Raw genomic sequence first — 24,876 nt, 5'->3', positions numbered from 1 at the left:
GTCAGATACCTTCTTCGTCGTCGCGCGCGCCGGCATCGACGCTCATGCGGTCGAGCTGGGGCCCGGTTGGATAGGTACCGAGGATGCGGAAGCTGGCGCAGGCGTGGCCGAGCTGCTTCAAGAGCTCCGCATGGCGCGGGTGGTCGAGGTCGCTCTCCACATCGGCGAAAAAGACATACTTGCCGAGCTGCCCGTGGAGCGGCCGCGACTCGAGCTTGCGCATATTGATGCCGTTGGCCGCAAGGAGTTCGAGCACGGTGGAGAGCGCGCCCGCCTTGTCCGGCACGGTGAAGAGCAGCGAGGTCTTGTCCGCGCCGGACTGGCCCCCGGGCGTGGGCCGGGGCACGACGGCCGCGCGGGCCGAGGCCGCGCGCGGGGCGATGATCACAAAGCGCGTCCAGTTGCCGGGCTCGTCCTCGATGCGCCGGGCGAGCACGCCAAGGCCAAGCATGTCGGCGAGCTTGCCGTTGCCGATGGCGGCCGCGCCGGCCTCCCCGGCGGCGCGCTCGGCCGCCGCCGCCGTGGACTCCACGGGCACCAGCGCCGCGGCCGGCAAATGCGCGCGCAGCCAACCGCCGCACTGGGCCAGCGGCTGCGGGTGCGAATACACCGTGCGTATCTTCGCAAGGCTCGGCTCGTTGGAGAGCAGGCAATGCGAGATGCGCGAGAAGAGCTCGGCCTCGATGACCACGTCATGCTTGAGGAAGAGGTCGAAACTCACGCCCACGGTGCCCTGGAGCGAATTTTCCAGCGGCACCACGCCTAGCTCGCAGGCGCCGGAGCAGACCTCCTCGAACACGCCCGCGATGTCGCGGCAGGGGTGGAAGCTCGCCGCATGCCCCAGGTATTCCACCCCGGCGAAGTAGGAGAATGTCCCCTCNGGCCCGAGNTAGGCCACGTTCTGCGGCCGCTGGAGCGCCCNNGAGGAGGANAGGATCTCGCGCCAGATGGCCCGCAGNTGCGGCTCGGGCAGGTCGCCCGGGTTGCGCGCGGCGAGCGAGTCCAGNAGGTCGCGCTCGCGCAGGGGCTTGAAGATGAGGTCGCGCCCCTCGGCCTTGATGCGGCCCACCTCGCGGCTCANGGCCGCGCGCCGGTTGAAGAGCCNGAGCAGCTCCTCGTCCACGGCGTCGATCTCGCCGCGGATGGCGGCNAGGCGCGCGCTTGCGTCCGCTCCCTCATGNGTCTTCGCGCACATGCTCAGACCTCCCTGATGTCCTCGGCGACGCGCATGCCGAAATGCCGNCCGGCGCCGCCCNTGGCGTCATCCACGCGGCAGAGCACNTCGTCCCCGGGCTCGAGCGCCACCACGCTNACGGGCTCGCCNNTGGGCGTCACGAGNCGGATGGTCTCGGCNTTCTGGAGGAANACCGCGCCCTTNACCGGNCCGTNCTNGCCCATGACCTCGGCCTCGATGAGCAGCATGGGNCNNACCTCGATCTTCACGCGCCCNAGNGTGGCCACGCCCGTGGNGCCNTCCGCCGANACGATGAGCACNTCCTGNCCGGCGCGCAGCTCNCCNAGNTAAGTGGTGCGGTCATGCGGCAGNCGCACATAGGCGTGCACCGCGCCCGCNTTGACGCGGAAGGGNCGNGAGGCCACATACTCGTTGTGCTCGGTCTCGGCATGCACGAGGAAGGTGAAGGCGCTGGCNTTGCCCACCAGCATGCCCTGNCCGCGCCTGAAGCAGNGAGAGCGTGTCCGCGCAGACGCGGTGNCCGAGGCCCACNGGCTCCACGCGNGTNACGCGCGCNGGCACGAGCTNTTCCTCCCCCTGCGAGAGCTTGCACTGGGCCACGATGGCCTTGATGTCGGAAACGGCCGAGACCGGCACCACGATGCCGGCCACGCCNCGCTCGAGGATGCCNGCGGCGAGNCGCGCCTGCTCGAGGNTNGCGGCCTCGGCGAGCACNTCGTCGCTCTGGGCGAGCAGGTTCTCCACCGGGATGATCTCCCAGCCNGAGGCCAGCACCACGCGCTCGCCGGCGCGCATGCGGGCNAGCGCCTNCTCCTCGTCCGCCTTGGCNGCGAGGCTCACGAGCGGGGTCTCNTCGTCGNNCCAGACCTCGCAGCGCGAGAGCGTGGCGGCCTGGGGCGCATGCGCTTNCGGCACGATGACNCCGTCCACGCCCGACTCGAGCGCCAGGGTCAGGCTCTCCTTGTCATANGGCACACAGCGGAAATAGATGCGCGGCATGNCTACTCCCCAAGNATCTNGAGGGCCTGGTCCACGGTGGCGTTTTCATGCACGATGGCGCGCAGCGCCCGCACNAGCTCCACNCGGCGCGGATGCTGGAACACGTTGCGGCCCATGGAGATGCCGGCGCCGCCCGCCTGGAGCGAGTCATACACCATCTGGAGCACGGCGCGGTCGGAATCCATGCGCTCGCCGCCGGCGATGACCACNGGCACGCAGCAGTTGGCCACCACGTCGGCGAAGCTGTCCNNGTCNCCNGTGTAGGANACCTTGACGATGTCCGCGCCGAGCTCCACGCCCACGCGCGCGCAATGGGCGATNTTNNNNGGGTCNAAGCTGTTCTTCACCTGCGGNCCGCGCGCGTAGACCATGGCGAGCAGCGGCATGTGCCAGTTGTCGCAGGCTTCGGCGATGGCGCCCATGTCGCGCAGCATGTCGCGCTCGTTGACNTCNCCNANNTTGATGTGCACGGAGACNGCGTCCGCGCCGTGCTTNAGGCCCTCNTCCACCGTGCCCACGAGGGTCTTGGTGTTGCCGTTGGGCGAGAGCGCCGTGGAGGCGGANAGATGCACGATGAGGCCGATGTCCTTGCCGGCGCTNCNGTGCGAGCAGCGCACGAGGCCCTTGTGCATGAGCACGGCGTCCGCGCCGGCCTTGGCCATGTCNTTGACGGTCTCGCGCATGTCGATGAGGCCGTCCACGAGGCCCATGGTCACGCCGTGGTCCATGGGCACGATGATGGTNCGGCCGTCGGTGCGGTCGANGATGCGCTCCATGCGAACCTGTTTGCCGAGATACATGGGAAACTCCTTCGGTTTGTGGCCCCGAAACACGCCCGCGCGGCCGGCGGAACAAAAAAGGGCCGCCGGCACATGCCTGCGGCCCTGGACTTCACGTTGGCGGTATGGCGTCAGCGCAGTTCCCGGCCGCAGGCATCCGTAAAGTAAAAGTACGCAAAGAACCAGCGGCTGGCGCCGGCGGCGTACTGGATGGCTGCGGGGGAAAGAACGCTCGACATGGGTGACTCCGTCAACTTGGCATAGCGCCCGCCGGGGCGGCGTGTCAAGGATTTTCCCGGCGGCCGCAAGACAAAAACTGGCGCGCCCCCGCTATTGGGCGGGCTTGCCCTTGAGCTTGTTGTTGTAAGCCGTGACCATCTGCCCGAAATACACGGTGAACAGGGGGAACATGATCAGGCCGACCAGCGAGAGGATGAGGCTCAGCACCTTGCCGATGGGCGTCGCCGGGTTGATGTAGCAGCCCACGGTGGAGGCGTTCATGCCCGCCCACCACAGGGCGTTCCAAAAGTTCTCGATGGCCGGGTTCACGGCCTTCTCGGCCACATAGAAGATAAGGCCCGACATGTAGATGAAGGGCACGAGCACGATGAGGTAGGAGACGAACACCGTGGAGGCGAGGTTTTCGCTCACATAGTTCACCACCATGACCTGCGCCACCATGCCGCGCACGATGGGGACGAAGCAGATATAGCGCAGGAGCTCGTGGTCCACCTGGATATTGTACTGCTCGATGATGTTCAGGTACGGGATGGCGATGAGGAGAAAGGGCAGAGAAAAGAAAAAGTAGCGCAGCTTGTGCTCGGAGGTGATGAAACGGTAGAGGTATTCGATGAGAAAGATGATGCAGACATAGAACTGATACTTCATATAGAGCGGATTTTCCAGGTAATCCACGCCTCTGAAAGTATCAAAGGAGATGAAGGCGATAAGGCCGAAGGAAAGGATGATGGAGAGGATATTTACGAAATGCGGCAGCGTTTGCGACCAGAAGGGATGCCTCGGGGGCGCCCCCGTGGCCGCGGCCGCAGCCTTTTGAGCGGTGGCCGCCACCTTCGCCACGTCCGCAGCCGCCTCCCGGGCCGCGGCCGCCGCTGTCTGTGCCGCGGCTGCAGCCGTTTGCGCCGCGGCGGCGGCTGTGGCCTGACTTTCCGTGGCCGACGGGCTTGCGGCCGTCTGCTGGTTCGTCTCTGTCGTCATGGTGTCCACCTTGCGATGCGCGGCCCGTCACACGAGCTTCAGGCGCTTTCCGTAAATAAAGGTCACCGCCGCCCCCGCGAGCTGCACGGCGATGGAAACGAGGAGCACGGCGGTGATGCCGCCCCAGCTCAGGAGCACGGGCATGAAGAACACCCCGAGGATGGCCCCCACCTTGCCGAGCATGGCGGCGATGCCCATGCCCGCCCCGCGCTCAGCCACCGGATAGATCCTTGAGGGGATGATGAAGGTGATGAGGTGCGGCCCGGCATTGAGCGCCGTCTCAAAAACCACGAAGGCGAGAAAGCTCACCCACACCGGCCACGCCCACTCGTGCCCGGCCCAGAGCACGGCCAGGGAGAGCGCGCAGAGCACGAAGCTCCAGCCCATGAGGCGCACGGAATTGACCTTGTGGAGAATGGCGAGGCCGATGGCGAAGCCCGCGCCGATGAAGATATTGATGAAGGCGGTGGTGCGCACGGAATCGAGCACCCTGGGCACGCCCTCGCCCACATCGCCCTGAAGGCCCAGGGCCATGACGAGGATGGGCAAGAACACGCCGAAGCCGTAAACGCCGAGGCCTTCGCAGGCCCAGGAAATGCCGCTGAAGATGACCTTGTCGAGGTTCTCGCCGCGGAACATCTCACCCCAGGAGACGGGCGCGCCCGCCGCCTGCTTCGGCAGCGGCAGCACCTCGGCGCTGGGGCCGAGAAAGCCCCGCGCGGCCTCTTGGGCCTTTTTGGTCTCGCCGCGGGCCATGAGCCAGCGCGGGCTCTGGTACCAGCGCAGCCGGAGCAGGAACCCGAGCACCCCGAGGCCGCCCACGAAGAGGATGAGGTCGGGCCAGGCCGCGGCCGAGGGGTCGGCCTTGAGGAAAAAATAGGCGTACGCCGCGCCCCCCACGAAGCCCACGGAGCTGGTGGCCTTGGCGAGCCCCACGAAGAAGCTCTCCCAGCGGGCGGGCATGACCTCCGAGATATAGCCGGAGTCAAGGCTGTAGCCGCCGCCGACACCGAGCCCGATGACAAAGAGGCACGACGCGAGCGGCCAGAAGCTGTCGGAGAAATACACCCCGCCAGCCCCGGCCGCGATGATCAGCGGGCAGAGGCGGAACCAGAGGAGATAGCCCATGCTGTCCATGAGCTTGCCGATGATGACCGAGCCCACGGCGATGCCCACGAGGCCTGCGGCGCCGAGAATGCCCTGCTCGGCCGCCGTGAGGTGCGGCGTGCCGAGGAGCAGGATGAGCGGGATGATGATGCCCGCGATGGTGGAGAGCGCCGCGCCGATGAGCTGCTCCAGCGAGGCCACGGCAAAGATGTACCAATGCCGGGTCCGCAGGGGCATCTGCGCAATGGGGACGAGCTTGTCTGCCATCTTGTCTGCCATGCTCTGCTCCAGCTTCAATTCTTGCCGGCCGTGACATTCTTGGCCGTGGGCACCTTTTGGCCGGTGTGCTTCCAGTCGCTCTTGTCGGGGTCGTTCTCATCGAGCTTGTAGAGCGGCAGCAGGAAGAGCCAGGTGGCCACGCAGAAGGGACCGGTCAGGGTGGGCAGGCCCCAGGGCGTCATGAGGGCGTCCATGCCGGCCTGGATGAAGACCGTGGCGACCACGCCGGTGATGGCCCAGAGCGCCGTGCGCCAGTTGACCTTGTAGAAGGTGCAGCCAAGCGCGATGGCGGTCAAAACCGGGCTGAAGCCGAAGAGGCCGGCGGTCACGTCCGCCGGGTCGGCCGCGAAGGCGATGGCCACCACAAGCGCCACGGCCGAGCCCACGGCCGCGTAAATGGCCGCCCACAGGCTGCACACGGCGAGGCCCACGAGGAAGATGAGGCCGGTGACGGCATTGTTGATGAGGAAGACCTGCGAAATGCCCTTGAGCCAGTAGATGACGAAGGACTGGATGCTCCAGTCGATCTCGCCGCCGATGTGGATGATAAGGGCCGGCGAGTCCGCATCGGCAAGCGGCATGCCGGTGAGCACCCGCGCGGAGAGCAGAAAGACCCAGGTCAGGAAGACAAAGGGGAAGGTCAGCGAATTGATCTTGAAGCGCACGGAGACGTTATTGAAGCCGCGCCGCATCCACGTGGTGAGCATGGAGCAGAAGATGAGGGCAACCCACATGAGCGGCACGGGCGCGAGAAAGGTGGGGAAGGCGCAGCCCACAAGGATGCCGTTGAAGCCCCACAGGCCGTCCTCGCCGTCCTCGGGGTATTCGCCGATGATCCAGCCGGCGAAGCTGCTGGCGATGAGGCCCACGAGCGAGCCCCAGGCCACCTGCGGCGCGCCGGCGTTGTAGGCGCCCCAGAAGATGCCGGCCAGGAAGAGGATGCCCGTCCACGCGCTCTGCTGGAACATTACCTGGCCCGAGCCGCGCAAGGTGCCGCGCACGGCGCCCTGGAGCGAGAACACATAGGTGCGGGGCTGGTCAGTGGTCGCCATAGCCTTTCTCCTTTCTTCCCTTTCTTGTCTCAGCGCCAGGGGAATTCCTTGGGCAGCGGATGCCCCTTGACCGCCTGGCGGACGGTGGAACAAAACTCTCGCACCACGGCCTTGACCGGCCCCGGCTCCATGCCCAGCACCTTGAAGAGCAGCCCGGCCCCGTTGGGAAGATGCGTCACGCCCGAGGCGAGGCGCCTTTCCGCGTCGATGAAGGGCTCGGTCATGGCATAGACCTTTTCCGCCTGCCCCACGGGGGCGAGCACGATGACATTGGCGAACACGTCATAGCCGTGCATCACGCCCACATCGCGCAAAAGCCCGGCGCGCGGGTCGATGACGAATTTCTCCCTGAAGAGCGGCGTGCCGTCGGGCCGCTTGGCGTGCGCGCACACCGAGAGCACGTCATACTGGAAGATCTCGCCTTCCTTGTAGTATTTCCGGCCCGGCATATAGATCTCGGAATAGAACATGGCCGCGGTCGGGTCCACGATGATGTCCGTATCCGAGATATAGCGGGTGTGGCGGCAGGGGATGATGGGCTCGGGCAAATATTCGAGATACGCATCCGCCTCCAGGGTGATGGTCTGGCGCATGGCGGAATAGTTGCTCGTCATCTCGGCGAGCTTGGTGGCCGCGCCCGTGCTGATAAAGGCCATGGCGCCCTGTTTCAGCACGAAGTTCTGCACATAGCGGTCGCCGTCCACATTGGGGCCGCCGGAGGAGAGGATGTAGACGCAGGGCATCTCCGGGAGCTCTTCATCGAAGTAAAGCTCCCGCTGCACGATGAGCGGGGCCCGGCGGTCGAGCTCGCGCAGGATGGACTTGCCCTCGCGGTTTTTCTCGAAGCCCAGGTTGAGGTAGCCGTGCTTGCCCGGGCAGCCCACATACATGGCCTGGGGCTGCTCGGTGAAGCCCGCAAGCTCCGGCATGGCATCGAAGTCGACCTTGGGGGCGTCGGAATAGTGCAGTTGCGCCATGGGGCTCAGTTCCCCCCAACCTTGTCGAAGAGCGCCATCTTGAAGATGAGCGAGACGAGCTCGTCGATGCCCTCGCCGGTGAGCGAATTGGTGAACACAAAAGGCTTGCCCGGTCGCATGAGCTTGCTGTCGTGGTCCATCACCTCGAGCGAGGCGCCGACGTAAGGGGCCAGGTCCGTCTTGTTGATGACGAGGATGTCGCTCTGCGAGATGCCCGGGCCGTCCTTGCGCGGGATCTTGTCGCCCGCGGCCACGTCGATGACGTAGATGAAAAAGTCCACCAGCGCCGGGCTGAAGGTGAGGGTGAGATTGTCCCCGCCGGACTCGATGAGCACCACGTCGGCGTCCGGGAATTTCGCTTCCATCTCTTCCACGGCGGCGATGTTCATGGAGGGGTCCTCGCGCACGGCCGTGTGCGGGCAGGCGCCGGTCTCCACGCCGATGATGCGGTCTTCCATGAGGATGCCCTTGAGCGTCTTGCGCACGTGCTTGGCGTCCTCGGTGGTGACGATGTCGTTGGTGATGATGAGCACGTTCATGCCGCGCTCCATGAGGCGGGGGGTGATGGCCTCGATGAGCGCGGTCTTGCCGCTGCCCACCGGGCCGCCGACGCCGATCCTGCAGGTTGACATAGGGCCTCGCTAGCGTTTGTGCCGTCAGGCTCAGTTCATGAACATGCGCATGCTGCCCTTTTCGTGCAGCGAAGCAAGGATATCCATCTCGGGAACAAAGGCGTTCATGTTCTCAAAGCCCATGCCGCGGGCCTTGTCATACATGGCCTCCACCTCGCCGCCGAGCTCTGAAAGAATTTTTTGCGTGTCGTAGTGCGAAACGCGCACAAGGCGCAGCGCCGCGGAGAGCACCATGTTGATGACGCCGTACTGGTGCGACACATAAAGCTCCCTTTCGCCGAGACCGTCGAGGGCGAAGGCGATGCCCTGGGCCACAGGGAAGGTGCCGGGCGTGGCCCCGGCCTCGATGTCGGCAAGCCAGCGGCCGAAAAGGCTCCCCTCGCCGTGGCGCCTAAGGCCGAGCTCCGCGAACTTCTTGCCCATGCGGCAGAGCATGAGCCTCGCCTCGTCATTCATCTTGAAGAGCAAGAGATCGCGGTCGGCCGCGCAGACGGCCGCATAGTCGCCCTTGCGGGCGGCGCGGAAGGCGAGCAGGGCGGCCACGCCGTCGCTGAACGCGGCCTGCGTGGCGACAGAGCGCGCATATTCCCGCAAGGTCGCGGCATCGTGCACGATGCCGAGATGCGCTGCGGTCTCGAGGCCGTTTGAAAAGGAGAAAGTCCCCACCGGGAAGGCGGAGTCCGTCATCTGGATGAGCCGGAACAGGCCGGCCATGGAAGGCGCGCCGGCTGGGGAAGGCACGGCGCTTTCGGCGGCCGCGGCCGGGGTCTCATTGCTCATGGTGGTGCCCGTGGGGGTGGTCATGCCCATGGTCGTGGTGATGGTCATGCGGGTGCGCGTGGTCATGCCCGTGCGCGTGTTCGTGGCTGCCGTGCGAGGCCCCCCCGAAGAGGCGGCGGATCTCGTGCGGCGCCATGTAGGGGATAACCTCCCGGCCGGGCTGAAATTCGTAGCTCACGCCCTCAAGGTGATGGGTATCCATGACCGAGAGCATGACCTTCTTGTCAACGGTCAGCGGCACATAGATCTTGGTGCCCTTGACCACGGCCGGCCAGTGCTGGTTGCCGATGGCGTGCCCGAGCTCGAGGCTGCGGCGGATGATGGTCTCCGGGCTTTCGGTAACGAGCGAGGAAAGGTCGAGCACGAGCACCGGGTTGAGCTCAAGCCTGAGCGCCGCCACATGGCCCTTTTCGGCGTCATAAAACACGATGTCGCCGTCCACCACCTGCGACTGGCGCTGGAGCGCGATGGGGTATTCCGTCCCTCTGTCGCTCACGGCGAGAAAGCGCGATTTCTGGGCCGTCCACTGGTCCAGCGGAATATATTCGATGTCGAGCCCGTCAAGGCGCTCTTTCCACTCGGGGTCGTGCAGGTTGCCGAGGATGCGGGTGCAGATTTCCATGAGGTGCCGGGGTTATTCGGTGAGTTAAAGGGGGGCCGGCGCCGCCGGCCCCGCGCAAAAAGGCCGGGGGCGCCCGCCATTTCTGGGCGCCCCCGGAAACAGGCCCTAACTGAACCAGTAGAGCTGCGCGAGCGAGAGCTCCTTGGCCGGCGGCACCGTGGCCAGGGTGCCGTTCACATAGACCTTGAAGGTCTCGGGATCGATCTCGATCTGCGGCATGGCGCCATTGCGCACCATGTCGGCCTTGCCGATCTGGCGGCAGCGGCGCACCGGGTAGAGGATATTGTCGGTGCGGAGCCTCTCCTCAAGGCCGGACTCCATGGCCGCCTGCGAGGTGAAGCGCACGCAGGTGCGGGGCATGGCCTTGCCGAAGCTGCCGTACATGGGCCGCATGATCTTGGGCTGCGGCGTGGGCAGGGAGGCGTTGCAATCGCCCATGTTGGCCCAGTTGATGAAGCCGCCCTTGATGACGAGCTTGGGCTTGGTGCCGAAGAAGGCCGGCTCCCAGAGCACGAGGTCGGCCATCTTGCCCACTTCGATGGACCCGAGCAGGTCGCTGAAGCCGTAGGTGATGGCCGGGTTGATGGTCACCTTGGCGAGATAGCGGAGCACGCGGAAGTTGTCGTTGCTGTCGCTGTCTTCGGGGAGCTTGCCGCGAACCTGCTTCATGTAGTCGGCCATCTGGAAGGCGCGCATGAAGGATTCGCCCACGCGGCCCATGGCCTGGGAGTCGGACGAGACCATGGAGAGGATGCCGAGGTCGTGGAAGACGTTTTCGGCGGCCTGCGTCTCCGGGCGCACGCGGCTTTCGGCGAAGGCCACGTCCGAGGGGATGCCCGGGTTCAGGTTGTGGCAGACCATGATCATGTCGAAGAGTTCCGCCTCCGAGTTGATGCCGAAAGGCAGCGTCGGGTTGGTGGAGGACGGAAGCACGTTGGCCATGGAGGCCACTTTCAGAAGGTCGGGGGCATGGCCGCCGCCCGCGCCCTCGGTGTGGTAGGTGTGGATGGCGCGGCCGTCGATGGCGGCGATGGAGTCTTCCACATAGCCGTTTTCATTGAGCGTGTCGGTATGGATGGCGACCTGCACGTCCATGCGCTCGGCCACGCTGAGGGCCTTGCGGATGACGGCGCAGGTGGCGCCCCAGTCCTCGTGGACCTTGAAGCCGCAGCAGCCGGCCACGATCTGCTCTTCCAGGGTGTCGATGACGCTGGAATTGCCCTTGCCGAGGAAGCCCATGTTGATGGGCAGCCCCTCGGAGGCCTCGAGCATCTTCTCCACGTTCCACACGCCAGAGGTGATGGTGGTGCCGTTGGAGCCGTCCGTGGGTCCGATGCCGCCGCCGATGAGGGTGGTGATGCCGTTGGAAAGGCAGTTGTAGGCCTGCTGCGGCGCAACCATGTGCACGTGGCCGTCGATGGCCGCGGCCGTGAGGATGCAGTGCTCGCCCGAGATGGCGTCCGTGGAGGGGCCGGTGCAGAGCGTCGGGGTGACGCCGTCCATGACGTTGGGGTTGCCGGCCTTGCCGATGCCCGCGATCTTGCCGTCCTTCACGCCCACGTCGGCCTTGATGACGCCGAGCATGGGGTCGATGATGGTGACGTTGGTGATGACAAGGTCGAGGGAGCCGCCCTTGGTGGTGATCTCATTGGCCGTGCCCATGCCGTCGCGCAGGGTCTTGCCGCCGCCGTAGACCGTCTCGTCGCCGTAGACGCGAAGGTCCTTCTCGATCTCCACATAGAGCTGGGTGTTGCCGAGGCGGATCTTGTCGCCCGTGGTGGGGCCGAAAAGGTCGTTATTCTGTTTCCTGGAAATGACTGCCATTTTTTACTTCCCCCCCTTGGCCTTGGCTGAAAGCTCGGCCTCGTTCACTTCGGATTCGGCCTCGGCCTCAGAGACCGACTTGAAGCCCATGAGCGCCATCTTCTTGAGCGCGCGGATGCGCACCGGGTAGTAGGTGGGCGTGTCCTCGAGGCCGGTGTAGCCGTCGGTGAGGTCGTTGAAGCCGATGACGCGGCGCTTGCCGCCGAAGGCCACGAGCTCCACTTCCTTCTCCTCGCCGGGCTCGAAGCGCACGGCCGTGGTGGCCGGGATGTTCAGGTGCTTGCCAAAGGCCGCCGCGCGGTCAAATTGTAGGTAGCGGTTCACTTCAAAGAAATGGAAGTGGCTGCCCACCTGCACCGGGCGGTCGCCCGTGTTGTGCACCACCACCTTGGCGGTGCGGCGGTGGGCATTGTAGGTGATGTCGCCGTCGGCAAGGATGACGCCGCCCACCGGGCAGGGGGTCTTGGGCGTGAAGCCCGGCGTCTTGGGATAGTCGATGGGGGGCGTGCCTTCAAAGACGCCCTGCGGGGTCGAATACGTCTGGGTTTTGGAATCTGCCACGTCAACACCCTCTACTTGATCGGTTGATGGATGGAAACGAGCCTGGAGCCGTCGGTGAACACGGCCTCCACCTGGAGCAGGGTGATCATGTCGGCCACGCCTTCCATGACCTGTTCCTTCTTGAGCACCTGCGCGGAATCGTGCATGACCTCTTCAACGGTCTTGCCCTCGCGCGCGCCCTCGAGCGCCGCGGAGGTGATGTAGGCGACCGCCTCGGGGTAGTTGAGCTTCAGCCCTTTCTTGAGCCGGCGCTCGGCAATGATGCCCATGGAAAGCAGCAGGACCTTGTCCTGCTCTCTGGGGGTCAAATGCATTGTGACTTCCTCCTTTCTGTTGGCAACAAAACGGGACGGAACACATGAAAGACCATGCCCTGACGCTGCCTTAAGGAAGAACGCGGGAGAGGAGGTAGTGTCAGGACAAAATCCTTATAACCACCGTAGAAGGCTAAACCTTTTTTCTGAAAGTGGCAACCGTTTTTCCCCGGGCACTCCCGAAGCGGCGCCGCGGGCCTTAAAACACTCCGTTTTCCCCGTCTGCCCTTTCTTTCACATGTGCAATTTTGCAACACGCGGCCCGCACAGACGGGGATACTTACCCCTGCCCGGGCGCGGCCAACGCAGAAACAAAGCCCTTCCCGCCCCTCGCCCAAAGCCTCCGGGGCGACGGGGCCGACGGCGCATTCCACCCGTTTCGGAGACCTTCCGTATCTGGTTGCGTCTGCGCTTTCCTGCCGAAGCATGCCCGGCGCGAATTTTACCAGCCAAAAGTCAGAAAAAACACGCCTTTACACATCTTCCTTAATCCCTTACTTAAAAAACTTCGCGTTTGGGTTCCCTGGGGCTTTTCTGCAACCGGGCCCCAGGGCACAGGGGCCAGGATGCAGCCCCTTTCGATACTGCCCAGTGGCCCGCAACAGCCCGAGAGCGCGTCTCTCCTGAATCCTTCATGGGATACTGACATGGCAAACGCAGAGACAGCGGCTGAACCCCAGCGAATGGGCGTGGTCATGGCGACCTTTCTGGTTGCCGGCAACATGAGAGGTTCCGGCATGTTCCCGGCCGGCGGCGCAAGGCACCGGGACTTTTCCGAGGCCGCAGCGACCGCCATGTGGGGAGCTACGCCAACATGTGGTGGGCCGGCCTGACCGGGCAGGGCACCTGGGACAACTTCTCCGCGGCCTTTGACTTTGAATACGGCGCCGTCACCTGGGACGACGACGGCCGCCTCAACCGCTCGGGCTGGTTCGCGGCCCTGCTGCTCCAGTATTCGCTCGACTGGGGCGTGCCCGGCCTCTACGGCTGGTACGGCTCCGGCGACGACGGGAACCGGGCCAACGGCTCGGAGCGCCTGCCCGCCCTTGACCCCAACAATGCCAACAACTTCTCCTATTTCGCCTTTGACGGGGCGCCCTATATCGAGCGCTACGCGGTCATCGGCAACAACATGGCCGGCACATGGGGCATCGGCGCCCGGCTCAACAACGTGAGCTTCGTAAAAGACCTCACGCACATCTTCCGCGTCAACTACATCCGCGGCATCAACAGCCCGACCATGGCGAAAAAGATGTCCCTCGCCGGGCTGTGGACCAACGGCACGGTGCTCACGCCCAACCTGGGCAGCCAGGGCGCGGCCCTCGGCATGCCGGGCATGTACCTGACGAGCCTTGACAGCGCGCTCGAACTGGGTTCCACCAATTCCTGGCAGGTATACGAGAACATGTGCATCAACGTGGAGGCCGGCTATGTCTTCATGTTCCTGGATACGGGCAAGTCCGTGTGGGGCGCCCGCCACAGGCACGGCGAGTCCATCCCCGGCACCAGGGACGCCTGGAACGTGAACGCGAGCTTCGTGTATTCCTTCTAGTATCTCACGGCGATGGGCGGCGCCCTTCGGGCCTGCCGTTCACCGCCCGAAAACGCCGGCCCCCCGGCACCACGACCCGCCGGGGAGCCGCCCGACCCGGATAGCGCCATGGCCGTACGGCTGTCGGACCACTTCAACCCCCTCAGGCTCATCCGTTTCACCTGCCCCACCATGGGCATGCTGATCCTGACGAGCCTCTACACCATCGTCGACGGCTACTTCGTGTCCAACTATGTGGGCAAGACCGCCTTTGTGGCCGTGAACCTCATCTTCCCCTTCATCATGATCCCGGCCACCCTGGGCACCATGATCGGCACCGGCGGCAGCGCCCTGGTGGCCAAGACCCTGGGGCGCGGCAAGGTGGCGCTGGCGCGCAGCCGCTTTTCCCTGCTCGTGTATTTCGCCATCGTCATGGGCACGGCCCTGAGCTTCGTGTGGCTCGTGTTCCTCGAGCCCTGCGCCGTCCTGCTCGGCGCCGAGGGCGAGGTGCTGGAGGCCTGCAAGATCTACGGCTGGGTGCTCATCCCCGGGCTCACCCCCATGATCCTCCAGTTCATGTTCCAGAGCTTCTTCCCGCTGGCCGGGCGCCCGCAGCTCGGGCTCTGGGTGACCTTCGCGGCCGGCGTGACCAATATCCTCTTCGATTACCTGCTCATCCTCGTGTTCGGCTGGGGCCTGCTCGGCGCGGCCATCGCCACCGTGGGCGGCATGCTGGTGGGCGCGGTGCCGCCGCTGCTCTTTTTCGCCATGTCGGAAACGAACGAGCTGCGCATCAGCCGCGCGGCGCTGGAGTGGCGCGCCATCGTGAAGAGCTGCACCAACGGCGCCTCGGAATTCATGAGCAATGTCTCCATGTCGCTCATTTCCATCCTCTACAATTTCCTGCTCCTGAAAATGGCCGGCGAGAACGGCGTGGCCGTGTACGGCCTGCTCATGTACATCGGCTTCATGTTCATCGCCATCTTCCTGGGCTTCGGTTTCGGCGCCATCCCGGTCATCGCCTACCACTACGGCGCCCGCAACACCCCGGAGCTGAAGAGCCTTTTGCGCTACAGCCTCGCCATCAACCTCACCCTCGGCATCCTGCTCTCCGTGGCCGGCCTTCTGCTCTCCCCCTTCCTCGCGCGGCTCTTCCTCGGCTATGACCCGGAGCTGGCGCGCATGGCCGAACACGCCTCGGTGATCTATTCCTTTTCCTTCATCTTCGCCGGGGTGAACATCTTTGTCTCCTCCTTTTACACCGCGCTCAACAACGGCCTTTTTTCCGCGGCCGTGTCCTTCGTGCGCACCCTGGCGCTCCAGGCCGTGGCCGTTGTGGCGCTGCCCTTCATCCTCGGGCTCAACGGCATCTGGGCCGCCACCCCGGTGGCCGAGGTGCTGACTCTCTTTTTCGCCCTGCCCTGCCTCTACTATACGCGCAAGGAATACGGCTATTTGTAGCCGCCCGCGCTGAAAACCCCCGCCCTTCCATCCGCGTCGCCTCCCGCTGCCCCCCGCTTGACAGCGCTTGTGCTCAATGCCACAAAGAACGCAAGGGAGAATGTCAACATTTGACTCTTGACATTCCGGCGTCAACGGCACAAGGCCGCGGCCGGCAACGGGCCGCCAACCTTTCCCCGGGCCTCGCCCGGAAGGTGTGACAAGGAGGCTTTATGAGTGAGAAAAAACGCATGAGCCTGCCCGTACAGATGGGCATCGGCATGGTGCTCGGCGTCCTCGCCGGCGCGGTGGCCCCGGCTGTGGGCTTTGACGCCCAGTGGTTCCGGCCCTTCGGGCAGCTGTTCATCAACCTCGTGCGCATGGTTGTGGTGCCGCTGGTCTTCGCCACGCTCGTGGCCGGCGCGGCCAGCGTGGGCGACGTGGGCCGGCTCGGGCGCGTGGCCATCAAGACGCTCATCTACTATTTCGCCACCACGGCCATCGCCATCATCATCGGCCTCATCCTCGCCAACCTGTTCCAGCCGGGCATGGGCCTCGACCTCTCCACGGCCAATCTCCAGGCCAAGGAGGCCACGCCGCCGCCGCTCGTGCAGGTGCTGCTCAACATCGTGCCCATCAATCCCATGGAGAGCCTTGCCAAGGGCACCATGCTCCAGATCATCTTCTTCGCCGTCCTTCTCGGCTTCTCGCTGAGCATCTGCGGCGAGAAGGTCAAGGTCGTCACGGACTTCTTCAACGGCATGGGCGAGGTCATGATCCGCCTCACCACCATCGTCATGCTCTACGCGCCCATCGGCGTCTTCGCCCTCATGGCCTTCACCGTGGCCTCGCACGGCCTCGCGGTGCTTCTGCCGCTCATCAAGCTCGTGATCATCATGTATGTGGCGAGCCTGTGCCAGATCCTCATCGTGTATCTCCCCTGCGTGCGCTTCAGCGGGCTCAGGTCCGGCCAGTTCCTCAAGGGCATCAGCGAGCCCCTGCTCATCGCCTTCACCACCTGTTCCAGCGCGGCCGCCCTGTCCTCCAACCTCATCAGCGTGGAAAAGCTCGGCGCCTCGCGCAGCGTCTCGAGCTTCTCCATCCCGCTCGGCAACACCATCAACATGGACGGCGCCGCCATCTACATGGGCATCGTGGCCCTTTTCGCGGCCGAGGTGTATGGTATCCCCATGACGCTCGACAAGCAGCTCGTCATCCTGCTCATGGCGCTGCTCGCGTCCATCGGCTCCATGGGCGTGCCCGGTGCGGCGCTCATCATGAGCACCATGGTCTTCACGCAGGTGGGCATCCCGCTGGAGGCCATCGCGCTTGTGGCCGGCGTCGACCGCATCATGGACATGGCCCGCACCACCATCAACGTCATGGGCGACGCCACGGGCGCCATCTTCGTCTCCAAGCTCGAGAACGACATGGACCCGGCCCGGGGCGCGGCCATGAAGATCTAGCGCGGGAGTGTGACATGCGTACCTGCGGCATCCTCGGCGGCATGGGCCCCGAGGCCACCATCGACCTCATGCGCCGCGTGGTGGCCCACACCCGGGCCAGCGACGACGCGGACCATGTGCACCTCATCGTGGACAACAATCCCCAGGTGCCCTCGCGCATCAAGGTGCTGCTCGAAGGCGGGGACGTTTCCCCGGGGCCGTGCCTCGCCGGCATGGCCCGCGGTCTCGAGGCCCAGGGAGCGGACTTTCTCTGCATCGCCTGCAACACCGCCCACAACTGGCGCGGGGAGGTGGCCCGGGCCGTGAAGGTGCCCGTGCTGGACATGGTGGCNNTNGCCTCGGCNGAGGCCGCGCGGCNTGCGCCCGGCGCCCGCGTGGGNCTTNTGGCCTCGCCGGCNGTGCGCCTCACNGGNCTNTATGAGGCGCCNCTGCGCGAGCTCGGGCNCAACGCCCGTNTATGCGGACGAANCNGAGGAGGCGNNCCTGCTNGCCGTCATCCGCGCCATCAAGGCCGGGGACACCGGGGCNGGNGTGCGCGCGNAGCTNGCCAGCGTGGTNGNCCACATGCTCGAAAAGGGCGCCCAGGTGCTCATCGCGGCCTGCACGGAGCTCGGCGTGGTGGGCATCGACGCGCCCGTGCCCGTGGTGGACGCCGCGGACGCGCTCGCCCGCGCCATCGTGCGCGAGGGCGCGGGCCCGGAGGCGCTGAAAGAGCCGGAAGCCGGCGCCTGAGCCCCNGGAACACACAACACCAACGCGCGGGCCGTGCGGCACTTGTCACGGCCCGCGCAAGACTCCCAAGGAGGAGCAGACAATGAANCTGGCACGTTTCCCCCGTCGCGGCTATGTGAAGGAACCCACGCCGCTGGAATTCCTTCCCGCGTTCAGCAAGGCGCTGGGCGACAAGATCCNNCTCTGGATCAAGCGCGACGACCTGCTGCCCGGCGCGGGCGGCGGCAACAAGACCCGCAAGCTCGACTTCACCATCGCCGACGCCCTTTCCAAGGGCNCGGACACCATCATCACCTGCGGGGCCGTCCAGTCCAACCACTGCCGCCTCACCCTNGCCTGGGCCGTGCATGAGGGGCTNGACTGCCACCTCGTGCTTGAGGAGCGCGTGCCCNNNAGCTACAAGCCCGAGGCCTCGGGCAACAACTTCCTTTANCAGCTGCTCGGCGTGAAGAGCATCACCGTGGTGCCCGGCGGCAGCAACATGATGGAAGAAATGGAAAAGGTGGCGGNNAAGCTCCGCGCCGAGGGCAANAAGCCCTACATCGTGCCCGGGGGCGCCTCCAACGCGGTGGGCGCNCTCGGCTATGTCTCCTGCGCGCAGGAGCTCATGGAGCAGATGTTCGCCAAGCAGCTCNANTTCGACCACATCGTNGTGCCGAGCGGCAGCGCGGGCACGCATGCGGGCTTCCTCTTCGGCATGCTCGGCTGCAACATGAACATCCCGGTGACGGGCATCGGCGTCAACCGCAAGAAGGCCGTGCAGGAGGAGGCCGTGTATTCGCTCATGGAAAAGATCGGCGACTACACGGGCGCGCACTTCGANATGCCGCGCGAGGCGGTCAAGGTNTTNGACGACTATGTGGGCCCCGGCTANTCCCTGCCCACGGACGCCATGGTGGAGGCCGTGACCATGCTNGCCCGCACNGAGAGCATCCTGCTNGACCCGGTGTATTCGGGCAAGGCCATGNNCGGCCTCATGGACCTGACGCGCAAGGGCTACTTCCCCGNAGGGGCCAGGGTGCTCTTCCTGCACACGGGCGGCTCGCCGGCGCTCTACGCCTATGAGGACACCTTCCGCAAGGCCTGGAAGGCTTGACACGGCNCNNGGGCGGCGCTACCTCATTCCTTCCTTCCACCCGAGGAGCGCCGCCCTTGTCCCAGATCAAGACCTACGCCGAGCAGGCCACGGCCTATATCAAGCAATGCCTGCTGGACGGCACCCTCACTCCCGGCGCCCCCATCCGNGAAGGCGAGATCGCCCGGCACCTCGGCATCAGCCGCGGCCCGGTGCGCGAGGCGCTGCAAAGCCTGCTNTTGCAGGGGCTCGTCACGGGCGAGCCGCANAAGACCCGCTGCATCCGCCACCTCACCCTGCAGGANATCGAAGACAGCTATTGNCTNGGCGGCACCCTCGAGGGCGCCTGCATCGTGCAGTCGCTGGAGCGCTGGGACGACGCGGCCCTCGCCANNGTNGCCGGCATCCTNGAGGAAATGGAGCGCCAGAGCANGACGGCCCCGGGCCTCGCGGCCCTGAGCCAGATCGACGAGGCCTTCCACGACGCNCTGCTCGCNCCCTGCCGCAACCGGCTCATGGCCGGCATCGCGCGCAATTCCTGCTCGCACATCTCCAAGTTTCTCTANTACAANTGCTGGGACACCCTGTTCTCGCCNAGCGAGTTTTACGAGCGCCACGCNGTGCTCTACAAGGCGCTNGTGAGCCGTGACCCGCGCGTCATCGAGCGCGCCCTGCTCGACCACTATGCCGAATCCGGGCGCCGCCTCGGCCTCGTCTGCGGCAAGCAGGAAGGCTAGGCGGAGGCCAAGGCGTCCATGCCAGCCCCCGCGCCCAACGCCACGCGAACCCGAGCAGGCGGCAGCGCCCGAAATCTCTGGGGCTACGGCTTCGCCGCGCTGGCCGCCGCCTTTTACGGCACCAACCCGCTCTTCGCCGTGCCGCTCTATGCCAGCATGGACGCGGTCTCGGTGCTGCTGTTCCGCTATCTGCTCGGCATCCCGCTGCTCGCGGCCATCATCGTCGGGCGCTCGCAAAGGCTGTTGCCCGTAAGGCAGGAGGTCATGCCGCTGGCCGTTTCCGGCATCGTCATGGGTCTTTCCTCGCTGGCGCTCTACGAGGCCTACCGCTTCATGAACGCGGGCGTCGCCTCCACCCTGCTCTTCATGTATCCTGTCCTGACCTCGCTGCTCATGACCCTGTTTTTCCATGAAAAATTCCGGCTCGTCACCGGCGTGTGCCTCGGCCTCACCGCGGCCGGGCTCTGCCTGCTCATGCAGCCGGGCGAGGGCGCGGACATCAATGTGACGGGCTTTGTGCTCATCTTCCTCTCGTCCCTCACCTACGCCGTCTATCTCGTCATGGTGAAGGTCTCGCGGGTGCTGGTGCTGGTGCCGCCGCTGCGCGCCCTGCTTTGGCAGCTCCTTTTCGGGGGCCTCGTGTTCGTGGCCGCGCTGCCGCTCGCCGACGGCTTCCACGCGCCGCAGACGCTCCTCGCGTGGACCAATCTCGCCTGCCTCGCCCTCTTCCCCACCGTGCTCTCGCTGCTCTTCACCCTCAAGGCCATCGCCGCTATAGGCCCCACGGCCACGGCCATCTTCGGTGCGCTGGAGCCGGTCACGGCGGTGAGCCTTTCCCTGCTCTTCCTCGGCGAGAGCATCAGCGGCCGCGAGATCTTCGGCGGCTGCCTCATCGTGGCCGCGACCCTGCTGGTGGTGGCCGGCGGGCGCGAGAGGGCGGCGCGGGCCGGCTCCTAGAGCGAGGCCATGAAGCCGCCGTCCACAAAGAGGATCTGCCCGGTGATGAAATCCGCCGCCGGCGAGGCCAGGAAGGCGGCGGCGCTCCCCACCTCCTCCACCGTGCCCCAGCGTTTCGCCGGCGTGTGGCGCATGATATAGGCGTTGAGCTCCGCGTCTTCCATGAGCGGCCGGTTCATGTCCGTGGCGATGAAGCCGGGTGCTACGCCGTTGACCTGGATATTGTACTGCGCCCATTCCGTTGCCAGCGCGCGCGTGAGCTGGCGCACGGCCCCCTTGGCCGCGGCATAGGGCGCGATGCCGGGCCGGGCGATCTCGCTCATGAGCGAGCAGAGATTGATGACCTTGCCGCCCTGTGCCCTGAGCAGGGGGAGCGCCGCGCGCGACACGCGGAAAACGCCGGTCACGTCGGTGTCGAGCATGCGCTGCCAGAGCTCGTCCGGCATGTCCTCCACGGGCGCGCGCAGGTTGATGCCCGCGTTGTTGACGAGGATGTGGAGCGGCCCCGCGCCTGCGATGGCGGCGAGGGCCATGTCCACGCTCTCCTGCTTCGCCACGTCGCAGAGGACGCCGTTGACCCGGCGCTCAGGGAAGTCGTGACGCAAGGCCGCCACGGCGGCGTCCAGCCCCTCGCGGTGCACGCCCGAGAGCCAGATGTCCGCGCCCTGCCGGGCCAGGGCGCGCGCGATGCCGTGGCCGATGCCGCGGCTTGAGCCGGTGATGAACGCGGTCTTGCCGTTCAGGGAAAACATGCGGCCTCCTTGTTCCCAGGACTCTTCCAAGTTTACCAAGCCGAGCCTTCCTCAAGTCCGTCTGGAGCGAAGCGGAAGACGGGGGCTGGTGCCGGAAGAATCCTAAAAAATAAGATTTTTAGGTTCCGGCGCGCTAGCCGTTGGCGAGTCTGCGAGCCTTACGGATAGCGACAGCGGTTGTGTTGTCTGGCTTTTAGGTAACTAATTGCTGTCTCCATCCGTAGCTTCCTTCGTCGCAACGGCTGAAGCAAGGAAGAAAAATAATTTCCGAAGGGAGTGTACTCAAGTACTCGACCGAGGAAATTTTTTTCTGACGCAGCCGGCACCTAAAAGGCTGTTTGTGACGGATAATTTCGGCATTACACAGGGCGCACAGCCGCGGAACCACCTCGCAGGCAGGCAAAGCCCATCCTCGTTCCTACTCCCCGCGCAAGGCCGGGCGCGACAGCAGGGCGCGCACCGTGGCGAGGCCGGCGCGGGCCTCGTCCTCGGGGTCAGGCCCCGGCACGGCCTCCATGCCGAGAAAGCCGTCATAGCCCGCCACGCCCAGGCACTCGGCGAGCGCGCCGAGCGCGAGGCATCCCAAGCCCGGCACGGCGCGGGTATTGTCCACAAAATGCACATGGCCGATATGCCCGGCGGCGCGCGCGATGGCGGCCGCGAGGGACGACTCCTCGATGTGCATATGGAACACGTCCGGCAGGATGGAGAGGTTCCCGGGCGCGCCCGCCCGCTCCCGCAAGGCGAGCGCTTCGGCGACCGTATGGATGGAGTCCATCTCATAGCGATTGATGGGCTCGAGCAGCACGCCCACGCCGAAAGTTTCGGCAAGGCCGCAATAGGCCGCCACGCCCTCGGCCATGCACTTCAGGCTCTCCTCCCTGCCGCCGGGAACATCCTTGTGCTGTCCGCGGAAAAAACCCACGATGCTTTTCGCGCCCAGCTCCGCGCACATGGCGAGGTGCCGGCGCGAACCTTCCAGCAGGCGCGGGAGCACCCCGGGCCGGTTGAGAAAAAGCCCCTCGGCCATGAGGTCCCCTTGGGCCGAGAGCATGGCGGCCTTGAGGCCGCTCTCCGCGAGCGCCGTGCGGGCCGCGGCCACATCCGCCGCCGGCGGCTCGGGGAAGAAGAGGTCGATGCCGTCGAAGCCCAGCGCGGCGAGCTTCGCGCAGATGGGGCCGAGCGGCCCCGCGAACATGATCTGCGGCATCCTGCCCGGCCGGTCGGCCACGGAAATGCTGATTTTCATTCTGCCTCCTCCTGACGGCGCTTGCGCCCGCGCGGGGCCGGGGCGCCCTTCTTCGACCGGGCCGCGTGCTTTTTCTTTTGCGCCGGGTCCTTGTAGTCCGGGCCGCCCGCGCCGCCGGCCAGCGCCCAGAGATAGAGGCTCGCCGCCGAGGCGCAGGGCGAATAGCGCTTCTTGCAGCGCGCCAGAAAGGCCGGGGTGAGCTCGCGCTTGTTATAGAGCATGCGCAGGCCCTTGCGGATGCCGAAATCGCCCACGCTCAGCACGTCCTCGCGGCCGAGGCAGAAGATCATGAGCATTTCCGCCGTCCACAGGCCCACCCCCGGGAGCTCGCAGAGGGCCGCGCACAGGGATTCGTCATCGAGGGCGGCGAGACCGGCGAGGTCCAGCTCGCCGCAGGCGGCGCGCCGCGCTATCTCGAGGATATAGCCGGCCTTGCGCCCGGAGAGGCCGCAGGCCCGCAAGGCTTCCGGCGGGGCGCAGGCGAGCCTTTCCGGCGTGAAACAGGGGAAGGCGTCGAGCAGGCGCCGCCAGACCGTGGCGTGCGCCGCGCCCGAAATCTGCTGGCCGGCGATGGCATGTGTGAGCGCCATGAAGGGGTCGGGCACACGCTCGCGCCGAAGCGGCCCCAGCGCCGCCATGAGGCGCCCGAGCGCCGGGTCGCGTTCGGCGAGGTGCGCCCTGTCCGCCTCGGTGGCGCAAAAAACGCAGGCGCCGGCAGCTATGGCCGGGGCTTCCGAAACGGGCTCAGGCGGGGGAGGCGGGGCGGCCGCCCCGCGCCGCCCTGTCATGCGCCGGCGCCCGCGGGGCCCGGCCGCGCGGGGACGAGAGTGGCGGGCAGCGGGATGGGCGCGGTGCAGCGCGGGCGCACCTTGCGGGTCATGAGCCGCTTGAAGACGAAATCCGCGGGCTTCACACCATCGGGCACCGCGGCAAGCGGAAATTCCGCCCGGCCCATGTTGCGGTGGCCGCCGGCCGTGCCCACGTCATAGAAGCAGGCGTCGGCAAAGCGGCCGATGTCGCGGCTGCCGTCGCCCCGGAAGACGACGATGACCGTCTTGCCCACGATGCCGCTCACGGCGATCCACTTAAGGCCGTGGACGCGCGTGAAGAAATCCGCCACCGAGACGAGCAGGTCCGCGCTCTTGATCTCGCCCAGCGCGGCATAGGCGCCGCCGCCCCGGCAATCGGTGAGGCTGCGGAAGGCGCGCGAGAAAAAGGGCAGCCACGCGCGCAGATATTCGCTGCGGCTGATGCGCCTGAGCAAATTGGCGTCCGCATGATGCGAAAGCCACTGGTAAGCGCGCAGGTCCTCCTCGCCGCCCGAGCGCTCGAAGGCGCCTGTATCGGTGCGGATGCCGTAGAGCAGCGCCGTGGCGAGCAGCGGCCCGGGCCTGAGGCGCAGGGCCTGGATAAAACGGGTCATCATGCTGCTGGTGGCGCCCACGCCGGGCCGGATGTCGCAAAAGGCGTCGGGCGTGAGCAGGCCGGCCAGGTCGGTGAGCGGGTGATGGTCGATGATCAGGCTGTAGATGAGGCCGGCGAAGGCCGGATGATGCGCGGGCTGCGAATCCACCATGGCGAAGCGATCGAAGGAGGTCGCGCGCTCGGGCTGCCACGGCTTCACCGGGATGCGCAGGTAGCGCACCATGGCGAGATTGTCCGGCCGCGTGACCTCGTTGACGCGCATGATGTCAACGGAATGCGTCTTGCGGTGCATGATGCGCTTGAGGGCCAGCGCCGAGGCCAGGGCGTCCGGGTCGGCATTGATGAGGACGCACCAGCGGTCTTCCTTGCGCAGGGCTTGCCGCCACTGCCTGAAGGCCAGGATATGTTCGGGTATGGCTGTCATGCGCCCTCCTTCAGCGGCGCCTGCGCCACGGCCGCAGCCTCCCCGAGCCAGCGGTGGGACGCCGCCGCGCCCTCCCAGTGGAAGACCTCGGCGAGATGCACGGCCTCAGGCGAAAAACGCCGGAGCAGGCCGAGGGCCACGGCCCGCTGCGCCCGCGTGAACGCGGGAAGCGGAAGGTGCCTGTCCTCCCCGGGGACGGCGCCCGGCGCGCTCCAGTGGACGAGCCGCGCCCGTTCGGGAAGCTCCGACGCGAGGAGCCGCCCCTGAGCATAGCCCAGCAGGTGCCCAACGTCCAGACAGACGCCCAGTCCCTCCCCGTCCAGAAAATCGCAGCCGAGCTCCGTGAGCTCGCAGCCGCGGATGTTCTCGAGCAGCAGGGGGGGCGCCTCGGCGGCATGCCACACCGCGGCAAAGGCCGCGAGGAGCGCCCGCGCCTCCCGCACGGGCATGCCCAGGGGGGGGTGCAGCACGGCGAGATGCGGCGCGAGGTACGCCACGCGCGCGAGCACGGCCAGCGCGACACGGGCGGCGGCCGAGCCGCCCCGCGCCCACGGCAAATCAGCCGGGAGGTGCAGGTGCCAGCGCAAGGGGAGGGACGCGAGCTCAGGCGGCAGGTCGGCCTCGGTATAGGCGAGGGTGCCCTCGGTCTCAAAGCAGCAGAGGCCCACCTCCTCCACCCGGCCGGCGAGGAAGCGGGCGTTCTCCGCCACCGTGCCCGGGAGCACGAAGGACGGCGCGGCCAGCTTCAT

Annotated in this window: 24 protein-coding genes and 2 pseudogenes; 8 read left to right on the top strand and 18 right to left on the bottom strand. The window is 66.3% G+C overall.

Annotated elements, in window-relative coordinates:
- Position 1: 1 nt before the first annotated feature.
- From pheA to HDR50_RS02140, 13 genes and pseudogenes are all read right to left on the bottom strand, one after another.
- Positions 2–1,195, bottom strand: a complete 1,194-nt coding sequence (gene pheA, locus HDR50_RS02200; RefSeq protein WP_291355505.1) for a prephenate dehydratase — start codon at positions 1,193–1,195, stop codon at positions 2–4.
- Between the two features lie 2 nt (positions 1,196–1,197).
- Positions 1,198–2,194: pseudogene (locus HDR50_RS02195) on the bottom strand (3-dehydroquinate synthase II family protein).
- Between the two features lie 2 nt (positions 2,195–2,196).
- Positions 2,197–2,994, bottom strand: coding sequence for a 2-amino-3,7-dideoxy-D-threo-hept-6-ulosonate synthase (locus HDR50_RS02190; RefSeq protein WP_291355503.1), 798 nt, complete (start codon positions 2,992–2,994; stop codon positions 2,197–2,199).
- Between the two features lie 309 nt (positions 2,995–3,303).
- The gene (locus tag HDR50_RS02185; protein WP_291355501.1) at positions 3,304–4,191 is read right to left on the bottom strand and encodes a potassium channel family protein; all 888 of its coding nucleotides are present in this window, start codon (positions 4,189–4,191) and stop codon (positions 3,304–3,306) included.
- 27 nt (positions 4,192–4,218) lie between these two features.
- Positions 4,219–5,577 carry an MFS transporter gene (locus HDR50_RS02180; RefSeq protein WP_291355499.1) on the bottom strand — a complete coding sequence of 453 codons (1,359 nt, stop codon included), beginning with the start codon at positions 5,575–5,577 and terminating at the stop codon, positions 4,219–4,221.
- Positions 5,578–5,591: 14 nt separating this feature from the next.
- Positions 5,592–6,629 carry an urea transporter gene (locus tag HDR50_RS02175; protein WP_291355497.1) on the bottom strand — a complete coding sequence of 346 codons (1,038 nt, stop codon included), beginning with the start codon at positions 6,627–6,629 and terminating at the stop codon, positions 5,592–5,594.
- A 29-nt stretch (positions 6,630–6,658) separates the two neighbouring features.
- Positions 6,659–7,606 carry an urease accessory protein UreD gene (locus HDR50_RS02170; protein ID WP_291355495.1) on the bottom strand — a complete coding sequence of 316 codons (948 nt, stop codon included), beginning with the start codon at positions 7,604–7,606 and terminating at the stop codon, positions 6,659–6,661.
- 5 nt (positions 7,607–7,611) lie between these two features.
- The gene (gene ureG / locus HDR50_RS02165; protein ID WP_291355494.1) at positions 7,612–8,238 is read right to left on the bottom strand and encodes an urease accessory protein UreG; all 627 of its coding nucleotides are present in this window, start codon (positions 8,236–8,238) and stop codon (positions 7,612–7,614) included.
- Between the two features lie 30 nt (positions 8,239–8,268).
- A complete protein-coding gene (locus tag HDR50_RS02160; RefSeq protein WP_291355492.1) occupies positions 8,269–9,084 on the bottom strand; it encodes an urease accessory UreF family protein in 816 nt (271 codons plus the stop codon).
- Positions 9,008–9,640: an urease accessory protein UreE gene (locus HDR50_RS02155; RefSeq protein ID WP_291355491.1), complete on the bottom strand. Its 633-nt coding sequence runs from the start codon at positions 9,638–9,640 to the stop codon at positions 9,008–9,010. Before HDR50_RS02155 ends, HDR50_RS02160 begins: the two co-directional genes overlap by 77 nt.
- Positions 9,641–9,745: 105 nt before the next feature.
- Positions 9,746–11,464 (bottom strand): urease subunit alpha, encoded by a 1,719-nt coding sequence (locus HDR50_RS02150; RefSeq protein WP_291355489.1) that lies wholly within the window; start codon positions 11,462–11,464, stop codon positions 9,746–9,748.
- A gap of 3 nt (positions 11,465–11,467) precedes the next feature.
- Positions 11,468–11,902, bottom strand: a complete 435-nt coding sequence (locus HDR50_RS02145; RefSeq protein ID WP_365816533.1) for an urease subunit beta — start codon at positions 11,900–11,902, stop codon at positions 11,468–11,470.
- Positions 11,903–12,036: 134 nt separating this feature from the next.
- Positions 12,037–12,339 (bottom strand): urease subunit gamma, encoded by a 303-nt coding sequence (locus HDR50_RS02140; protein ID WP_291355488.1) that lies wholly within the window; start codon positions 12,337–12,339, stop codon positions 12,037–12,039.
- 814 nt (positions 12,340–13,153) lie between these two features.
- Here HDR50_RS02140 and HDR50_RS02135 point away from each other — a divergent pair.
- From HDR50_RS02135 to HDR50_RS02105, 8 genes and pseudogenes are all read left to right on the top strand, one after another.
- Positions 13,154–13,891: a hypothetical protein gene (locus HDR50_RS02135; protein ID WP_291355487.1), complete on the top strand. Its 738-nt coding sequence runs from the start codon at positions 13,154–13,156 to the stop codon at positions 13,889–13,891.
- Positions 13,892–13,999: 108 nt separating this feature from the next.
- Positions 14,000–15,331 carry an MATE family efflux transporter gene (locus HDR50_RS02130; protein ID WP_291355486.1) on the top strand — a complete coding sequence of 444 codons (1,332 nt, stop codon included), beginning with the start codon at positions 14,000–14,002 and terminating at the stop codon, positions 15,329–15,331.
- A 212-nt stretch (positions 15,332–15,543) separates the two neighbouring features.
- Positions 15,544–16,776 carry a dicarboxylate/amino acid:cation symporter gene (locus HDR50_RS02125; RefSeq protein ID WP_291355485.1) on the top strand — a complete coding sequence of 411 codons (1,233 nt, stop codon included), beginning with the start codon at positions 15,544–15,546 and terminating at the stop codon, positions 16,774–16,776.
- Positions 16,777–16,790: 14 nt separating this feature from the next.
- Positions 16,791–17,180 (top strand): annotated as a pseudogene (locus HDR50_RS12375) (amino acid racemase); the annotation flags it as partial.
- A 160-nt stretch (positions 17,181–17,340) separates the two neighbouring features.
- On the top strand, positions 17,341–17,508 hold the full coding sequence (locus HDR50_RS02120) for a hypothetical protein (RefSeq protein ID WP_291355484.1): 168 nt from the start codon (positions 17,341–17,343) through the stop codon (positions 17,506–17,508).
- Between the two features lie 82 nt (positions 17,509–17,590).
- Positions 17,591–18,604, top strand: a complete 1,014-nt coding sequence (locus HDR50_RS02115) for a D-cysteine desulfhydrase (protein ID WP_291355483.1) — start codon at positions 17,591–17,593, stop codon at positions 18,602–18,604.
- Positions 18,605–18,660: 56 nt separating this feature from the next.
- Positions 18,661–19,320, top strand: a complete 660-nt coding sequence (locus HDR50_RS02110) for a GntR family transcriptional regulator (RefSeq protein ID WP_291355482.1) — start codon at positions 18,661–18,663, stop codon at positions 19,318–19,320.
- Positions 19,321–19,338: 18 nt separating this feature from the next.
- The gene (locus HDR50_RS02105) at positions 19,339–20,277 is read left to right on the top strand and encodes a DMT family transporter (RefSeq protein ID WP_291355481.1); all 939 of its coding nucleotides are present in this window, start codon (positions 19,339–19,341) and stop codon (positions 20,275–20,277) included.
- Here HDR50_RS02105 and HDR50_RS02100 read toward each other — a convergent pair.
- The 5 genes from HDR50_RS02100 to cbiR form a co-directional block, all read right to left on the bottom strand.
- On the bottom strand, positions 20,274–21,029 hold the full coding sequence (locus HDR50_RS02100; RefSeq protein ID WP_291355480.1) for an SDR family oxidoreductase: 756 nt from the start codon (positions 21,027–21,029) through the stop codon (positions 20,274–20,276). The two genes, HDR50_RS02105 and HDR50_RS02100, sit on opposite strands and share 4 nt — an antisense overlap.
- Positions 21,030–21,447: 418 nt before the next feature.
- Positions 21,448–22,278: a sugar phosphate isomerase/epimerase gene (locus tag HDR50_RS02095; protein WP_291355479.1), complete on the bottom strand. Its 831-nt coding sequence runs from the start codon at positions 22,276–22,278 to the stop codon at positions 21,448–21,450.
- Positions 22,275–23,066, bottom strand: a complete 792-nt coding sequence (locus HDR50_RS02090) for a DNA-3-methyladenine glycosylase 2 family protein (protein WP_291355478.1) — start codon at positions 23,064–23,066, stop codon at positions 22,275–22,277. Before HDR50_RS02090 ends, HDR50_RS02095 begins: the two co-directional genes overlap by 4 nt.
- Positions 23,063–24,127: a DHH family phosphoesterase gene (locus tag HDR50_RS02085; protein ID WP_291355477.1), complete on the bottom strand. Its 1,065-nt coding sequence runs from the start codon at positions 24,125–24,127 to the stop codon at positions 23,063–23,065. The genes HDR50_RS02090 and HDR50_RS02085 overlap by 4 nt, the downstream gene beginning before the upstream one ends.
- A complete protein-coding gene (gene cbiR / locus HDR50_RS02080; protein WP_291355476.1) occupies positions 24,124–24,876 on the bottom strand; it encodes a cobamide remodeling phosphodiesterase CbiR in 753 nt (250 codons plus the stop codon). Before cbiR ends, HDR50_RS02085 begins: the two co-directional genes overlap by 4 nt.

The sequence above is a fragment of the Desulfovibrio sp. genome, from assembly GCF_014803725.1.
Lineage (GTDB): Bacteria > Desulfobacterota > Desulfovibrionia > Desulfovibrionales > Desulfovibrionaceae > Desulfovibrio.
This window is presented reverse-complemented; position numbering and strand designations above follow the sequence as displayed.

Coding starts and splice junctions, on each gene's coding strand:
- HDR50_RS02160 (WP_291355492.1), bottom strand. CDS start 9,084: ATGACCACGCGCACCCGCATGACCATCACCACGACCATGGGCATGACC.
- HDR50_RS02140 (WP_291355488.1), bottom strand. CDS start 12,339: ATGCATTTGACCCCCAGAGAGCAGGACAAGGTCCTGCTGCTTTCCATG.
- HDR50_RS02185 (WP_291355501.1), bottom strand. CDS start 4,191: ATGACGACAGAGACGAACCAGCAGACGGCCGCAAGCCCGTCGGCCACG.
- ureG (WP_291355494.1), bottom strand. CDS start 8,238: ATGTCAACCTGCAGGATCGGCGTCGGCGGCCCGGTGGGCAGCGGCAAG.
- HDR50_RS02090 (WP_291355478.1), bottom strand. CDS start 23,066: ATGACAGGGCGGCGCGGGGCGGCCGCCCCGCCTCCCCCGCCTGAGCCC.
- cbiR (WP_291355476.1), bottom strand. CDS start 24,876: ATGAAGCTGGCCGCGCCGTCCTTCGTGCTCCCGGGCACGGTGGCGGAG.
- HDR50_RS02150 (WP_291355489.1), bottom strand. CDS start 11,464: ATGGCAGTCATTTCCAGGAAACAGAATAACGACCTTTTCGGCCCCACC.
- HDR50_RS02135 (WP_291355487.1), top strand. CDS start 13,154: ATGTGGTGGGCCGGCCTGACCGGGCAGGGCACCTGGGACAACTTCTCC.
- HDR50_RS02170 (WP_291355495.1), bottom strand. CDS start 7,606: ATGGCGCAACTGCACTATTCCGACGCCCCCAAGGTCGACTTCGATGCC.
- HDR50_RS02155 (WP_291355491.1), bottom strand. CDS start 9,640: ATGGAAATCTGCACCCGCATCCTCGGCAACCTGCACGACCCCGAGTGG.
- HDR50_RS02105 (WP_291355481.1), top strand. CDS start 19,339: ATGCCAGCCCCCGCGCCCAACGCCACGCGAACCCGAGCAGGCGGCAGC.
- HDR50_RS02085 (WP_291355477.1), bottom strand. CDS start 24,127: ATGACAGCCATACCCGAACATATCCTGGCCTTCAGGCAGTGGCGGCAA.
- HDR50_RS02125 (WP_291355485.1), top strand. CDS start 15,544: ATGAGTGAGAAAAAACGCATGAGCCTGCCCGTACAGATGGGCATCGGC.
- HDR50_RS02100 (WP_291355480.1), bottom strand. CDS start 21,029: ATGTTTTCCCTGAACGGCAAGACCGCGTTCATCACCGGCTCAAGCCGC.
- HDR50_RS02120 (WP_291355484.1), top strand. CDS start 17,341: ATGCTCGAAAAGGGCGCCCAGGTGCTCATCGCGGCCTGCACGGAGCTC.
- HDR50_RS02175 (WP_291355497.1), bottom strand. CDS start 6,629: ATGGCGACCACTGACCAGCCCCGCACCTATGTGTTCTCGCTCCAGGGC.
- HDR50_RS02180 (WP_291355499.1), bottom strand. CDS start 5,577: ATGGCAGACAAGATGGCAGACAAGCTCGTCCCCATTGCGCAGATGCCC.
- HDR50_RS02095 (WP_291355479.1), bottom strand. CDS start 22,278: ATGAAAATCAGCATTTCCGTGGCCGACCGGCCGGGCAGGATGCCGCAG.
- HDR50_RS02130 (WP_291355486.1), top strand. CDS start 14,000: ATGGCCGTACGGCTGTCGGACCACTTCAACCCCCTCAGGCTCATCCGT.